Source organism: Nocardia sp. BMG111209, from assembly GCF_000381925.1.
Lineage (GTDB): Bacteria > Actinomycetota > Actinomycetes > Mycobacteriales > Mycobacteriaceae > Nocardia.
In genome coordinates, this window is the sequence record NZ_KB907309.1 from 83,923 (window position 1) to 98,561 (window position 14,639).

General features: G+C 67.2%; 15 protein-coding genes. 5 read left to right on the forward strand and 10 right to left on the reverse strand.

Going from position 1 to position 14,639, the window contains the following annotated elements:
• The first annotated feature begins 375 nt into the window (after positions 1 to 375).
• The 3 genes from G361_RS0131690 to G361_RS0131700 all read left to right on the forward strand — a co-directional run bounded on the left by G361_RS0131690 (position 376) and on the right by G361_RS0131700 (position 1,595).
• Positions 376 to 771 carry a DUF4357 domain-containing protein gene (locus G361_RS0131690; RefSeq protein ID WP_019931162.1) on the forward strand — a complete coding sequence of 132 codons (396 nt, stop codon included), beginning with the start codon at positions 376 to 378 and terminating at the stop codon, positions 769 to 771.
• Between the two features lie 172 nt (positions 772 to 943).
• Positions 944 to 1,195, forward strand: coding sequence for a type II toxin-antitoxin system Phd/YefM family antitoxin (locus G361_RS0131695; RefSeq protein WP_019931163.1), 252 nt, complete (start codon positions 944 to 946; stop codon positions 1,193 to 1,195).
• Entirely contained in the window at positions 1,188 to 1,595 is a 408-nt protein-coding gene (locus tag G361_RS0131700; RefSeq protein ID WP_019931164.1) for a type II toxin-antitoxin system VapC family toxin, read from the forward strand. Before G361_RS0131695 ends, G361_RS0131700 begins: the two co-directional genes overlap by 8 nt.
• Positions 1,596 to 1,662: 67 nt before the next feature.
• Here the strand turns inward: G361_RS0131700 and G361_RS0131705 are convergent, their stop codons facing one another.
• The 5 genes from G361_RS0131705 to G361_RS0131725 all read right to left on the reverse strand — a co-directional run bounded on the left by G361_RS0131705 (position 1,663) and on the right by G361_RS0131725 (position 5,186).
• A complete protein-coding gene (locus G361_RS0131705) occupies positions 1,663 to 1,848 on the reverse strand; it encodes a type Z 30S ribosomal protein S14 (RefSeq protein WP_019931165.1) in 186 nt (61 codons plus the stop codon).
• A 4-nt stretch (positions 1,849 to 1,852) separates the two neighbouring features.
• Complete coding sequence (gene rplE, locus G361_RS0131710) at positions 1,853 to 2,419, reverse strand: 50S ribosomal protein L5 (protein ID WP_019931166.1); 567 nt, start codon at positions 2,417 to 2,419, stop codon at positions 1,853 to 1,855.
• A 2-nt stretch (positions 2,420 to 2,421) separates the two neighbouring features.
• Complete coding sequence (rplX, locus tag G361_RS0131715) at positions 2,422 to 2,736, reverse strand: 50S ribosomal protein L24 (RefSeq protein ID WP_019931167.1); 315 nt, start codon at positions 2,734 to 2,736, stop codon at positions 2,422 to 2,424.
• Between the two features lie 2 nt (positions 2,737 to 2,738).
• Positions 2,739 to 3,107, reverse strand: coding sequence for a 50S ribosomal protein L14 (rplN, locus tag G361_RS0131720; protein ID WP_019931168.1), 369 nt, complete (start codon positions 3,105 to 3,107; stop codon positions 2,739 to 2,741).
• A gap of 225 nt (positions 3,108 to 3,332) precedes the next feature.
• The gene (locus G361_RS0131725; RefSeq protein ID WP_026343742.1) at positions 3,333 to 5,186 is read right to left on the reverse strand and encodes an ABC transporter ATP-binding protein/permease; all 1,854 of its coding nucleotides are present in this window, start codon (positions 5,184 to 5,186) and stop codon (positions 3,333 to 3,335) included.
• A gap of 127 nt (positions 5,187 to 5,313) precedes the next feature.
• Here G361_RS0131725 and G361_RS0131730 point away from each other — a divergent pair, with 127 nt between their 5' ends.
• A complete protein-coding gene (locus G361_RS0131730) occupies positions 5,314 to 7,329 on the forward strand; it encodes a M13 family metallopeptidase (RefSeq protein WP_019931170.1) in 2,016 nt (671 codons plus the stop codon).
• A gap of 153 nt (positions 7,330 to 7,482) precedes the next feature.
• Here the strand turns inward: G361_RS0131730 and G361_RS0131735 are convergent, their stop codons facing one another.
• Together G361_RS0131735 and G361_RS45610 are read right to left on the reverse strand one after the other, a co-directional pair.
• Positions 7,483 to 9,606, reverse strand: coding sequence for a glycogen debranching N-terminal domain-containing protein (locus G361_RS0131735; RefSeq protein ID WP_019931171.1), 2,124 nt, complete (start codon positions 9,604 to 9,606; stop codon positions 7,483 to 7,485).
• Positions 9,603 to 10,763 carry a glycosyltransferase family 4 protein gene (locus G361_RS45610; protein ID WP_155981990.1) on the reverse strand — a complete coding sequence of 387 codons (1,161 nt, stop codon included), beginning with the start codon at positions 10,761 to 10,763 and terminating at the stop codon, positions 9,603 to 9,605. The genes G361_RS0131735 and G361_RS45610 overlap by 4 nt, the downstream gene beginning before the upstream one ends.
• A gap of 303 nt (positions 10,764 to 11,066) precedes the next feature.
• Here G361_RS45610 and G361_RS0131745 point away from each other — a divergent pair, with 303 nt between their 5' ends.
• Entirely contained in the window at positions 11,067 to 12,053 is a 987-nt protein-coding gene (locus tag G361_RS0131745; RefSeq protein WP_019931173.1) for an ABC transporter substrate-binding protein, read from the forward strand.
• Between the two features lie 21 nt (positions 12,054 to 12,074).
• Here the strand turns inward: G361_RS0131745 and G361_RS0131750 are convergent, their stop codons facing one another.
• The 3 genes from G361_RS0131750 to G361_RS0131760 are packed head-to-tail and all read right to left on the reverse strand — an operon-like array spanning position 12,075 to position 14,595.
• On the reverse strand, positions 12,075 to 12,839 hold the full coding sequence (locus tag G361_RS0131750) for an ABC transporter permease (RefSeq protein WP_019931174.1): 765 nt from the start codon (positions 12,837 to 12,839) through the stop codon (positions 12,075 to 12,077).
• Positions 12,836 to 13,618, reverse strand: a complete 783-nt coding sequence (locus G361_RS0131755) for an ABC transporter permease (protein WP_019931175.1) — start codon at positions 13,616 to 13,618, stop codon at positions 12,836 to 12,838. Before G361_RS0131755 ends, G361_RS0131750 begins: the two co-directional genes overlap by 4 nt.
• Positions 13,615 to 14,595 carry a daunorubicin resistance protein DrrA family ABC transporter ATP-binding protein gene (locus G361_RS0131760; RefSeq protein WP_019931176.1) on the reverse strand — a complete coding sequence of 327 codons (981 nt, stop codon included), beginning with the start codon at positions 14,593 to 14,595 and terminating at the stop codon, positions 13,615 to 13,617. Before G361_RS0131760 ends, G361_RS0131755 begins: the two co-directional genes overlap by 4 nt.
• Between the last annotated feature and the right edge of the window lie 44 nt (positions 14,596 to 14,639).

A 14,639-nucleotide genomic window follows, 5' to 3' on the forward strand; every position in this document is an offset into this window, starting at 1 on the left:
CCCTGAAGGTATCGATCGACTGCGCGGCGTGGCCGAGACGACCTCGCGGCGATGCGGAAGTGCAGCCGGATCCAGGACCATTCGGTCCGTTGCCGGGCACCGACAAGGTACCCCACCCCCGATCGAACAACGGGAACCACATCGTAAACATCTGGTGTAACACTGATTTCGAATTCGGATGCGCCGCACCGACCGGCGCGGCCGACCGACGCTCGTGCACCCGCGGCCGAGCACCGGCCCGAGCTCGGACCCAGCTCATGGACCGATGCCGGGGACCCGCACAGCGCGACGGTTCTCTATCTAACTCTGATTTGCTTCCACACTTGCTCCAACTCTGATTTTCTACTACATTGAGCGCATCAGGGAAGGGAACACATGAGCTATCAGATCGAAGTGAGCAAAGAAACCTACGAGCGAGTCGCGTTCGCCGCCAAGATGGCAGACTCGTCACCGGGACGAGTGGTCGAGAAGCTGGTCGCCGATGCATACGCCAGTGCACCGAGCCCGGCCATCTCGAATGAGACCGGGACCGGCCTACCTGTGCACGCGGTCTACGAGGGACATCGCGTCGAGGGGCGGTTCGACACCGCCACGAGCCAGATCACCATCACGTCCGGAAACCTGACCGGGCAAACCTTCAAGACCCCGAGCGCAGCGGCCCGAGCGGTCGTCGGGGATCTGAATCCTCGCGTGAGCGGCGCACGCAACGGGTGGTCCTTCTGGATGCTGGACGACGGCAGCGGCTCACTCCAGACCGTACGAAACAAGTAACCATCGGCGGCGAGCCACCCGGCCGTGCGGCACCGATCCACGGCTTCCGGATCCGTCGCCAGTGGCTGCCATATCCTCCGAAGCACTCCGGTAGCGCTGAATCGGGATGGATACGGCGCCGCGACTACCGATGCATAGCAAGTCATAGCATTGGTTGCTATATCATCGGCATATGACCACGAGAATCACTCAAGCCGAGTTGCGCAACGGCAGCGCGGGCGTGATGGACGCGCTGGAGGCCGGTGAGGACTTCGTCATCACGCGCAACGGACGGCCGGTAGGAGAACTACGGCCGATCACTCACCGCCACGAGGTCACCACCACCGAACTCAAGCGGCGCCTGTCCCGATTCGGCGGCGCGGACAGCGCCCGCGAGCGAGCAGAGGTCGATGCGGTCTTCGGTGAGGACCGGCTCGATGACTGATCATCGTGTTCCCGCCGGCCTGCTGGATACCCGCGTTCTCATTGATATCGCGCACATCGATGACGCGCGACTGCCGATCAGAGCCCACATCAGCACGATCACCCTCGCCGAGCTGGGACTCGGGACCGCGGTCACTCGCATTCCGGAAGATCTGGCATTGCGCACCGAACGCCTGCTCGAGATCGAGCATCTCTTCGAGGCGCTTCCGTTCACCTCCGAAGCGGCCCGCAGGTTCACCTCGATGACGAAACTGGTTGTCGCTGCGGGGCGTAATCCCAAGCCCCGCAAGCTGGATCTGATGATCGCCGCGATCGCTTCGGTGAACGACCTGCCACTGTTCACCCGGAACGCCGACGACTTCAAGGGCCTGGATCGACTGCTGACACTGGTCGCGGTCTAAGCGTCCAGGAACGCGAACGGCCCGCCGGGCACCCGGATGGGTGGCCGACGGGCCGGACGGGGGGTTCTTACCAGGAGGCCTTGTGGACGCCCGGGAGTTCGCCGCGGTGGGCCATCTCACGCAGGCAGACGCGGCACAGGCCGAACTTGCGGTAGACGGCGTGGGGGCGGCCGCAGCGCTGGCAGCGGGTGTAGCCGCGGACAGCGAACTTCGGCTTGGCGTTGGCCTTGTTGATCAGAGCTTTCTTAGCCATGTGCTCAGTTCTCCTTGAACGGGAAGCCGAGGTGCTTGAGCAGGGCGCGGCCTTCTTCGTTGTTGGTCGCGGTGGTCACCACGGTGATGTCCATACCGCGGGGACGGTCGATCCGGTCGACGTCGATCTCGTGGAACATCGACTGCTCCGAGAGACCGAAAGTGTAGTTGCCGTGGCCGTCGAACTGCTTCGGGGACAGGCCGCGGAAGTCGCGGATACGGGGCAGCGCGATGGAGATCAGGCGATCCAGGAACTCCCACATGCGGTCGCCGCGGAGGGTGACCTTCGCGCCGATCGGCATGCCCTCGCGGAGCTTGAACTGCGCGATGGACTTGGTGGCCTTGCGGATCTCCGGCTTCTGGCCCGTGATCAGGGTCAGGTCGGCGACCGCGCCGTTGATCAGCTTCGCGTCCCGGGCGGCGTCGCCGACACCCATGTTCACGACGACCTTCACCACGCCGGGGATCTGCATCACGTTGGCGTAGTTGAATTCGCTGTTCAGCGCGTCGCGGATCTCCGCGCGGTAGCGGAGCTTCAGACGGGGCTGGACCTTGTTCTCGGTGGTGGTCATGCTCAGATGTCCTTCCCGTTGCGACGGGAGATGCGCACCCGCTTGCCGTTCTCGTCGGTGCGGTAGCCCACCCGGGTCGGCTTGCCGTCGGAGTCGACAACCATCACGTTCGAGACGTGGATGGGCGCCTCCTGGGTCACGATGCCACCGGAGCTGGCGCCACGCTGGTTGGCGGAGTTCGCGACGTGCTTCTTGATCCGGTTCACGCCCTCGACCAGGATCCGGCTCCGCTCCGGGAAGGCCTGGATGACCTTGCCCTTGGCGCCCTTGTCCTTACCCGAGATGACGATCACGGTGTCGCCCTTGTGCACCTTCACGGTCAGACCACCTCCGGGGCCAGCGAGACGATCTTCATGAAGCGCTTGTCGCGCAGCTCGCGGCCGACGGGGCCGAAGATGCGGGTGCCGCGCGGATCGTTGTCCGCCTTGATCAGCACCGCCGCGTTCTCGTCGAACCGGATGTAGGAACCGTCCGGACGCCGGCGCTCCTTGGTGGTGCGCACGATGACCGCCTTGACGACCTCACCCTTCTTGACGTTGCCGCCGGGGATCGCGTCCTTCACAGTGGCGACGATGATGTCGCCGATACCGGCATAGCGGCGCGACGAACCGCCGAGCACGCGGATGCACAAGATCTCCTTGGCACCCGTGTTGTCGGCGACGCGCAGCCGCGACTCCTGCTGAATCACTTCAGCTCCTCCTAGACCTGGACGATATACACGCCGGATTGCCGACCCGACGGGCATGGTCAGTCGCCGCTCCAAACGCGCGCCTGTCAGCGCGAGAAATCCCAGCTCGAGGCGGGGAACGCTGCGGGTTCGCGGGCGGAGTGCGGGCACACGTGTCCCGCAGGCAACCGCATCAGTGTAGCGAAGCCGCAGGTGCGCCCAAAATCGGGTTGGATTTTCGGCGAACTATGCCGGGACTTCTACGTCGCCGGTCGTCCACGGGCCGCCGCCGGCCAGGTCGAGGCGGCGGGTGTGGAAGCGGTCGACCGTGCTGCGGTGGGCGACGCTGACCAGGATCGTGTCCGGGGTTTCGGTGCGGATCAGGGTGTAGAGGGAGTGTTCCAGGCCCTCGTCCACCGCGGAGGTGGCCTCGTCCAGGAACGCGGCCTTCGGGCGGATCAGCAGGATGCGGGCGAACGCGATGCGCTGCTGCTCGCCGGGGGACAGGATCTTGGACCAGTCCGCTTCCTCGTCCAGGCGGTCGGCGATGTGCCCGAGATGCACCTTGTTCAGGACCTCGCGCAGCGTCTCGTCGGAGAAGTCGCCGGGTGCGGCCGGATAGCTGATCACGGTGCGCAGGTCGCCGAGCGGCAGGTACGGGATCTGGGACAGGAACAGCGTCTCGTTGCCCGACGGTCGCCGGAACTCGCCGGCGCCGTACGGCCACAGCTCGGCCAGGGTGCGCAGCAGGGTGGTCTTACCGCTGCCGGAGGCACCCTTCACGACCAGTGCGTCGCCGGGGACCAGGCGCAGATCGAGCCCCTCGATCAGCAGCTCGCCGTCGGGGCGGCGCACCTCGATGCCGACCAGCTCGACCGCGTCCTCGAGGTCGGCGGTCGCGATGGTGGGCAGCTCCCGCGACTGCCGGTTGGCCACTTGCAGGCCGTCCAGCCGGATGAGGGCCGCGCGGTAGGCGGCGAAGCTGTCGTAGTTCTCCCGGAAGAACGACAGCGAATCGTGGATGTTGCCGAAGGCCGAGGCGGTCTGCTGGATGCCGCCGAGCGTGACCTTGCCCGCGAAGAAACGCGGCGCCTGGATCATCCACGGGAACACGACCGCGGTCTGGTTGACCGAGAGGTTCCAGCCACTGAATCCGAGGGTCCGGTAGATCAGTCGCCAGTACGCCCTGATGACCTGGGCGAACCAGCCGACCAGACTGCGCTGCTCGACGCCCTCACCGCGATAGAAGGCGATGCTCTCGGCGTTGTCGCGGACCCGCACCAGGGCGTATCGGAAACTCGCGGTGGCGCGCTGGTAGAGGAAGTTGATGCGGATCAGCGGACGGCCGATCCAGAACGCGATCACCGTCGCGAGCAGCACGTACATCAGGACCAGGAACATCATCGCGCGCGGGATCTCGACGCCGAACACGGTGAGGGAACCGGACAGGTCCCACAGGATCTTGGTGAACGACACCACCGTGATGACCGCGGTGACAGCGCCGATGGACAACGCCCGGCTCTGCTGCACGTAGGTGGTGATGTCCTCCTGGACACGCTGGTCCGGGTTGTCGATGGTGTCATCGATGAACCGGCCGCGGTAGTCCGCGTGTTCCGAGAGCCAGTCGGTGCCGACCTTGTCGGTCAGCCACACCCGCCAGCGCACCTCGAAGGCCGCGCCGATGTAGTAGTCGAGCAGCGAACGCACCACGTGGATGGCGGCGATGATCGCGAAGACCAGCATCGACTGCCAGAAGGCGTGCTCGGCGGCCTGCAACGCGTCGCCGTCCTTCTTGGCGATCGCCTCCGCGCCGAACTGCAACGCGGAGAACATGTCGTTGCTCTGGTAGGAGATCAGCACGTTGACCCGGACCGCGCCGGCGGCCGACAGCAACAGCAGAGCGACGAATCCGATGTTCTTCCAGGCCCCCGTCCCGGTGAAGAACCCGCGGCTCAGATGCCAGAACTGACGCCCCCAGCGGGTCGTCGTGAACAGCACCGCGAGGATCACCACGAAGACGACGGCCGTGATCGCGAAGGTGATGAGGAGCCATTTCAAGGTTTCTTGAAATTCGTTTCCCCAGTCCCGCGAAGTTTCCATTCAGGCTTCCCATCAGCGATTTTCACCAAGATTCGCGAGTGTAGCCGCCGCATGCCGGGGGCGCATGGCAGTAGCCTCTACGACGGGTCGCGCAGTCGGGAATCCGCCGTTCGGGAGAGGAACACCGTTGTCCGGTCATCCGGTTCAGCCGAATCGCCGTTCGTTCCTCGTCGCGCTGGGCGCGAGCACGGCCGCCGGATTGCTGTCGTGTTCCGCACCTGCGGCCGACCGCACCGGAGCCCCGGTGGATGCGGCGATCCGGCCGCAGGACGACCTGTTCCGGCACGTCAACGGCCGGTGGCTCGCCGATTATCGGCTGCCGCCGGACAAGGCGAGTTACGGCACCTTCGGCGAGGTGGCCGATCTGGTGCAGCGGCAGTTGCACGACATCGTCGAGGGCATCCGCGATCCGCGAGCGGGCAGCGCCGAACAGCAGATCCGCGACATCTACGACGCCCGCCTGGATCTCGACACGATCGAGCGGCTCGGAATGTCGCCGCTGGCCGACCTTTTCGACACGATCGACGCCGCGGCCACCCGGCCGGAGCTGGCGCACGTGATGGGCCGGTTGCCGATCGACGGGCTGATCCGGCTCCGAATCTCGGTGGACCGCCGCGATTCCGCGGGTCACCTGCCGGTGATCGGCCAGTCCGGGCTCGGCCTGGGTGAGCAGTACTATCGCAAACCCGAATTCGCGCAACAACTCTCGGACTATCGGACGCTGCTGGGGCAGCTGGCTGCCGGGGCCGGGCTGCCGGATCCCGACGCGGTGGCGCAGCGGGTGTTCGGGCTGGAGCGGCAGATCGCGGCGAATTCCTGGGACAACGTGCGCACCCGCGACTACGACGCCACCTACAACCGGATGTCCTGGAACGAATTGACCGGCACCGCACCGGGTTTCGATTGGGATGCCTGGCTGGCGGGCTGCACGGACCGGCCCGCCGGGCTGTTCGGGACGGTCGTGGTGGGCGAACCGTCCTTCGTCAGCGCGGCCGGCGGTCTGTGGTCGGAGGCCGACCTCACCTCCTGGCGGGACTATCTGAAACTGAGCCTGATCCGCGCCTATGCCCGATATCTGCCGAAGGCGATCTCCGACGCCAATTTCGCCTTCTTCGGCACCGCGATGGGCGGAATGCGCGAGCGCCCGGAACATTGGCGGTCGGCGATCGGCACGGTCAACGAGACGATCGGCCAGCAGCTCGGCAAATTGTATGTGGCCCGGCATTTCCCGCCGGCGGCGAAACAACGCGCGCAGGAACTGGTCACCGATATCGTGGCCGCCTATCGGGACAGTTTCCGGGATTCGACCTGGATGTCACCGGAAACGCGCGCGGCCGCGACGGCCAAACTGGAGCGGATCGACGCCCGGCTCGGCTATCCGGACACCTGGATCGACTATTCGTCGCTGCGCGTCACCCGCGGAAAACTCGTCGAATCACTGCGCGCGGTCGAAGTTTTCGAGGCGCAGCGTGGATTCGCGAAATTGGGTGGCGCCGTGGATCGATCGGAATGGTCGGTCGCACCCCAGACGGTCAACGCGTTCTACACCGCCACGGCCAATCAGATCACCTTCCCCGCGGCATTCCTGCAACCACCGTTCTTCGACCACGACGCGGCCCCAGCGGCGAACTACGGCGGCGCCGGCGCGGTGATCGGCCACGAGATCGGCCACGGATTCGACGATCAGGGCAGCAAATACGACGCCGACGGCAACCGCCGGGACTGGTGGACCCCGGCGGACCGCGCGGCCTTCGAGGCGAGGACCGCACAGCTGATCGCCCAGTACGACGCGCTGATCCCCACCGGCCTCGCCCCCGACCTGCACGTCTCCGGCGCCCTCACCGTCGGCGAGAACCTGGCCGACCTGCGCGGCCTCACGATCGCCGTGGCCGCCTACGGTCGCGCCGCCGAGCGGGCCGGCCACACCCCCGACCACCCCGCCCTGTTCCGCGCCTGGGCCCGCAACTGGCGCGAACAACAAACCCCGCAGGCCCTGGAACACCGCATCGCCACCGACCCGCACTCCCCCGGCGAATTCCGCTGCAACCAGGTCGTCCGCAACCTGCCCGAGTTCTACACCGCCTTCGACGTCCACGAACCCGACCGCATGTACCTCCCCCCGGACCAGCGCGTAACCCTCTGAGCCGAAGACTCACGGGTGCCTCTGAGCCGAAGGCTCACGATGACGCTGAGCCGAGGGCTCACGATGACTCCGAGCCGAGGGCTCACGACGATCCGAGCCGCAGGCTCACGGTGACTCCCGGCCGAAGGCTCAGGACGATCCCGAGCCGCAGGCTCACTGGGTGATGAGGTGCCAGTCGTCGGGGAGGTTGGCGGTGGTGACCTTGTTGCCCTCGACCGCCAGGTCGATGACCGCGTTGCCGAGGCGGAGGTCGGTGAGGGCGATGCGGCCCCAGCGGGCGGGGAGGTGGGGCAGCACGGTGAGGGTGCGGTGCGGGGCGTCGGGTGCGAGGCCCAGGAAGGAGCGGACCAGCAGTAGCGGGGCGGCACTGGCCCAGGCCTGGGGTGAGCAGGAGGTGGGATAGGGGACGGGGGCGGAGAAGCGGGAACGCGGGAAACCGCAGAACAATTCGGGCAGGCGGCCGCCGAAGGCGGCGGCGGCGTCGAGCAGGCCGTCGGCGAGCCGCGTGGCCAGTTCGATCGCGCCGGGGATGTGCCGGTAGCGCAGCAGACCGGCGACCACGATCGCGGTGTCGTGCGGCCACACCGAACCGTTGTGGTAACTCATCGGGTTGTAGGCGCCCATATTGGACGACAGTGTGCGCACACCGAATCCGGAGTTCATCTCGGCGCTGGACAGCCACCGCACCAGCAGGTTGGCGTGTTCGTCGGGGACGATACCGGTCCACAGGCAGTGGCCGACATTGCTGGTGAGCGCGTCCATCCGATGCTTGTTGCCGTCCAATGCGACGGCGTACCAGCCCTTTTCGGGTATCCAGAACGCCTCGGCGAATTTGGTCCGCAGTACCGCGGCCTGATCGCGCAGGCCCTCGGCCATGTCCGGATCGTCGAATTCGTCGGCGAGTTCGGCGCGGGCCAGCAGGGCCGCGTACGCGTAACCCTGGACCTCGCACAGCGCGATCGGGCTGTGCGCGATCTGCCCGGCCGCGTCGTTGATACCGTCGAAGCTGTCCTTCCAGCCCTGGTTGACCAGGCCGCGGTCGGTGGCGCGCTGATATTCGAGGAATCCGTCGCCGTCGCGGTCGCCGTACTGGGACATCCATTGCAGGGCAGCGTCGGCGGCGGGCAGCAGCGGCTGGATCACCTCCGGATCCGCGCCCCAGCGCCAGGCCTCGGCCAGCAGCATCACGAAGATCGGCGTGGCATCGACTGTCCCGTAATAGGTCTCGCCGCCGAGTACGGCGCCGCTGGCGGGGCCGCGGCGGATCTCGTGCATGATCCGGCCGGGTTCCTCCTCGGTCAGCGGATCCAGGTGCTGCCCTTGCAGTTCGGCCAGCTGCTGCATGGTGCCCAGCGCCAGGCTCATGTCCAGCGGCAGCGCCATCCACGCGGTGAGCAGGCTGTCGCGGCCGAACAGGGTCATGAACCACGGCGCGCCGGCGGCGACGAAGGTGCGACCCTCGCGGGTGTCGTCGTGGATGCGCAGCGCGCCGAGGTCACTCTCGGTGCGCTGCAACACCGTCGACAGCAGCGGATTGCCGGCGGTCATGGTGGTGGCGGTGTCGCGCCACGCCTCGATCTTGCGGCCGGGTTCGGTGGATTCGTAATGCTCACCGGGCCGGAGTTGAACGTGCGCAAGCTGATTGGCCAGCGTCGGCTGGGCCAGCACCTCGGTCTGCCAGCGCTCGCCGGGCCGGACCACCACCCGCCAGGACAGCGAGCCCGGCAGGATCGTCGGCACCTCCGACGACGAGATCGACAGTCCGCGAGTGCGATCGGCGCGGTCGTTGAGCAGCAGCTCGTTGTCGGTGACCAGTACCTCGGCACGGCCGTGCCCGGTGCGGCCCTCCTTGACGGCGAACAGGTCGACGAAATCGGCGTCGACGTACAGATCGAGCGCGACCGCGGTGGGTTCGCGGCCGAGATTCTCCAGCACGATGGTCTCGCGCAGCCCGTCGGCGACCAGGCGCTCACGCAACACCAGCAGCGTGCTGTCGGCCGCGCCGGCCCGTGGGGGCCGGCGCAGCACGAACCGAGCGGTGAACGCCTCGGGACTCAGCACGGACAACGGTTCGGGCCGTTGCCCGTCCATCCGCAACTCCCACCGGGACACCACGCGCGCGTCACGGAAGAACAACCCGTGCGAGGTGCCCGGTTCGACATCACCGATGCGATCCGAAAGGCAGAACGTACTTCCCTCGACCAATGTGACCGGGCCGACCCAGCCACCGAGGCCCGCCGGTTCACCGGCATTGAGCGCGGCGGGGGCATCGGTCACGCCGAATCACCCGCCATTCCGCCCGTGAGGGCAGGCGCGCCGGGAACGACGGGAGAGCCGGGCCGGACGATACCGACCGGCCAGGGGGTGAACGCCGCGAAATCGCGGCTGACCTGCGGAACCCGCTGCTGCCGTAGCACTCTGCGGTAGCACTGTTCGTAACCGAGGCCGAGGGTGTCGGCGCCGAAGTTGGCGACGACGTGGTCCCGGCACGCCTGCGGGTCGTAGGACTGCACCTCCTCGATCGCGGCCGGTAATTCGGCCGGATCGTCGCAGATGCGCCCGGTGACGCCGTCCACGATCACCTCGGATACGGCACCGCCGCGCAACGCCACCACCGGCGTCCCGCAGACCATCGCCTCGATCATCACCATGCCGAACGGTTCCTCCCACTGCACCGGGAACAACAGACATCTGGCTTCGGACAACAGTTTTCGTTTGTCGTTCGCGTCGGCCATGCCGAACACGAGGTCGACCTCCGTGAGCAGTGGCCGTACCACTTGCTCGAAGTACGCCTTCTCGGGCGGCTCGGAACACTTGCCGGCGAGCACCAGTGGCATACCGACCGCGTGCGCGGCCTGCAACGCCAGATGCGGCGCCTTGCACTGGTTGTAGCGACCCAGGAAGAGAGCGTAGTCCTTTTTCTGCGGCTGGAAGGGCCAATCGTCGACCCGGAGCGCATTGTGCACGCGACCGACCCAGCTCAGATCGGGCGCGATCTCCCGTTGCCGATCGCTGATCGCGATCATGGCCACGTCATCGCGGAGCTCACTGTAATAGGTGTGGCAGTCGCCGTCGACGGGACCGTGCACGGTGATCACCGTGGGCACGTTCAGGTCCCGGTAGAAGGCCGCGTTCATCGGCCCGGCGAAGGTGTGGTCGTGCACGATGTCGATCCGGTCACGCGCGGCGATGTCCTCCAGGACGCGGCGGATCTTGAGGGCGTGCAGGACCTCCGGGAACGGATCCCCGAGCCGCTCGGCCTGGATCTCGTCCCAGACCGAGATGAAACGGGTGGCCCGGGTGCCGGGTTCACCGGCGCCGAGCAGGGTCACCCGATGGCCACGGTCGACGAGCGCGTCGACCAGATCGGCCACGACGGCTTCCACTCCGCCGTAGGCCTTGGGTGGGACGTCGAAATAGGGAGGTACCACCATCGCGATGTGCAATGGCGCCCGGGCATCGGCGAGAATCTCGCCGACCGCCGGTTTGTCGAACGGCGAGAGCGGCGATGGAACCGCCGTGGACTGCCGATTCAATCGTGAAGCAGAGAACTGGGGGCTCATGATCCTCCTCACTGAGGAAACACAACCGTTAGCACTCTATTGCAACGAGTGCTAATTATGCCTGCTCCGAGCCATTTTCGGAAGATCAAAAATTGGCGCGTTTTAACTTAGGCTAGGCTGGCCTACATTGCGGCCGCACCACGCCGCCGTTTTCGATGGACGGAGAGCTCGACGATGAAACCCGCCCGGACACCCCGCCGCCGCGGAGTGCGCCTCACACTCCTCGCCCTGGCCGGCGTCCTGACCGTAGCCGTGGCCGGCTGCGGATCGAGCACCGACGACGGGCAATCCAGTTCCGGCGGCGACAGCGTCGTGGTCGACCACGCCCGGGGTCGCACCACCGTCACCGGTACCCCGAAACGTGTTGTCACGCTGGGCAGTCAGTGGCTGGACGCCACCGTCGCGCTCGGCGTGACCCCGGTCGGCTACATCGACAACGTCGCCGGACTCGCCGGTGCGGCGTCGCCGTGGCTGCCGGCGCTCGGCGACGCGAAGAAACTGTCGTCCCAGGGCAAACTGGACGAGCAGGTCGCGGCGCTGAATCCCGATCTGATCCTGGTGGACGGCTTCCTCGCGGATCAGAAGACCTACGACACCATGACCAAGATCGCGCCGACCGTACCGGGACTCACCGCGGCGACGGTGCAGTCCTGGCGGGACGAGGTCGCCACGCTCGGAAAGGTGCTGCACCGCAAGGATTCCGCCGACAAGGTGATCGCGGGCCTCGACGGCCGGCTCTCCGATCTGGCGGCGAAGAATCCGGGCCTGAAGGGTAAGACCTTCGCCTCCACCTGGCTGGCGAGTCCCGCGCAGCTGATGGTGCTCACCGATCCGAACGACGGCTCGGCCCAGGTATTCGGCCAACTGGGCCTGCAGATTCCGCAGGGGTTGCAGCAACTGCCCGCCCACCAGGGCCGGGCCCAGTTGTCCACCGAGCGCCTCGATCAACTGAATACCGATCTGCTGCTGGCCGGATATTCACCGGGTCAGGACGAGACCTACCGCAAACTCCCGGGTTTCGCGGAGCTGCCCGCGGTGCACAAGAACGCCGTGGTCTTCCTGACGGTGCAGGAGATCAGCGCGATCAATCAGCCGACCGCGCTGTCCCTGCCCTACCTGCTGGACCGGATCGCTCCGGCACTTCCCAACGCGGCCAAGTGATTCCGGCCGCCGGGCCGTGACCTAGCCGGCCGCGGCCCGGCGGTAACCGCGCACCGCGAGCGCGCCGAACACCAGCGCCAGACCGGCCGACCAGGCCAGCGTCTGCAACACCGGCACCAGCAGCGGACCACCGAGCAGGAAGTGCCGCATCGCCTCGATGGCGCAGCTCATCGGCTGGGCCCGGACGACCGGCTGCAACCAGCCCGGATAGTTGTCCACCGGAACGAAACCCGAGTTGAAGAACATGCCCAGCAGCGTCACCGCGGCGAACAGCTGGACCACCTTCGCCCCGGCCTTGCCGACGCCGACGCTGATCACCATCGTGGCGAAGCCGGGGATCAGCAGCACCGGCACCAGCAGCAGACCCAGTGCGCCCCACCAGCCCTCGTGGAACCGCAGGCCCAGTGCGACACCGAGGACCACCACGATCAGGGTGGACACCAGGGTGCGGCCGCATTCGGCCACCAGGCGGCCGATCAGTCCGACGCTGCGATGCACCGGCAGCACCCAGAACCGCCGCAGCAGACCGCTTTCCGCCTCGGCGTGCAGCGACAGGCCGGTGCCCATCGCGCCGTACATGGCGCCGGTGACCGCGATCATCGGCACGAAGCCGTAGATGGCGTCGGTGCCCGAGGAGAATGTGAGCGCTCGGTTCAGCACCAGCTGATACATGAGCAACAACAGGACCGGCAGGATGATCGTGGAGGTCAGCACCTCCTGCTCGCGCGGCCAGCGCCGCATCAACCGGCCGGCCTCGACCAGACTCTGATCCACCAGGGTTCTCACGGCCGCCGCCTCTCCACCCGCACCGCCAGTGCGGTGAACACCACGATCAGTCCGGCGATCCACGCCACCGTGATGCCCAGGGCCGCGGTGAATTCGCCGGCCGCCAGGTCCCGCAGCGCCGACGCGGCCTGCGACACCGGCTGATTGCGCACGAACGGCTGGATCCAGCCCGGGAACAGCTGCGCCGGAACGAAACCCGTCGACATCATGATCAGCAGCAACTGCGGGGTCAGCAGGGCCGACGCTCCGATCTCCGGCTTGCCGGTCACCACCCCCAGGGTGTCGGCGCCGATCACGATCGCCACCCCGAAAGCCAGTGTCAGCAGGACGAATACGACGGCCGCGCCAGCGTCGTGGAAGCGGAATCCGAAGATCGAGCCGATCACCAGTCCCCCGGCGACCGCGGCGACCGCGCGCGCCAGATTCGCCGACATCCGCGCCGCCAGCGGCAGCCAGGCCTGTACGGGCATCGACCGCAGCCGGGTTCCCATGCCGCTGTGCACATCCCGGGCCGAGCGGTCGCCGGCGGACATCCCGGTGAAGAACATGCCCTGCAGCAGGATCACCGGCAGCAGGTACTGGGCGTATTTGCCGCCGCTCATCTCCATCGAATGCCGCAGCGGCACATAGAAACACACGAAGAAGATCATCGGCGCGAGGAAACCGAACGGCAGATCGCCCTCGCGCAGCGCCGCGCGCAGCGTGCGGCCCGACAGCGCCGACCACTGCAACGCGGCCGGCACCCGCAGCGGGGTCGCGGCCAGGGTGGTCTCGGTCACGAGGACACTCCGACCGGTTCGGTGACATTCGACTCGGGACGGGTGAGCTGGATGAAGACCTCGTCCAGGGACGGCCGCCGCAACGCGATGTCGATCAGCTCGATCCGCGCGTCGGTGATGCGGCGCAGGACCTCGGTGAGCGTCGCGGCGCCGTCGGGGGCGGGCAGCGACACCCGGTCCTTCGCCTCGGCCACCGTCGTCTCGCCGAGACCCGCCAGCGCTTCGACCACCGCGGGCACATCCGCGGCCGAGACCGGGACCACCTCGCAGTAGCTCGCGCCGGAGCGGGCCTTCAGCTGGTCGGCGGTGCCCTCCGCGATCACCGTGCCCTTGTCGACCACGATGATGTTGTCGCTGAGCGCATCCGCCTCCTCCAGATACTGGGTGGTGAGCAGGATGGTGACGCCCTGTTCGCGCAGATCGCGCACCAGCGACCAGACGCCTTGGCGGCTCACCGGATCCAGGCCGGTGGTGGGCTCGTCCAGGAACACCACCTTCGGCAATCGCACCAGGCCACAAGCGATGTCGATGCGCCGGCGCATACCGCCGGAGTACTGCCCCACCCGGCGATCGGCGGCCTCGGTGAGTTCGAACTGCGCCAGCAATTCGTCGGCCCGCTGCCGGGCCTGCTTGGACCGCAGGCCCAGCAGGCGGCCGAACAGGACCAGATTCTCCCGGCCGGTCAGCACCTCGTCCAGCGCCGCGTACTGACCGGTCAGCATGATCGACGCGCGCACCTGCGACGCCTGCCGGACCACGTCGAATCCGGCCACCGTGGCGTGACCGGCGTCCGGCCGCAGCAGCGTGGACAGCACCGAGACCGTGGTGGTCTTCCCGGCGCCGTTGGGACCCAGCACCCCCAGCACGCTGCCCGCCTGCGCGCTGAAACTGATGCCGCGCAGGGCTTTCACCTCGCCGAATGTCTTCTCCACGGACTCGACCACGATCGCCGCGTCGGTGGATCGGGTTCCCGTCACCGGTCACTCCCTCCAGTTGTCACAACCCCTGCCTTTCGATTTTT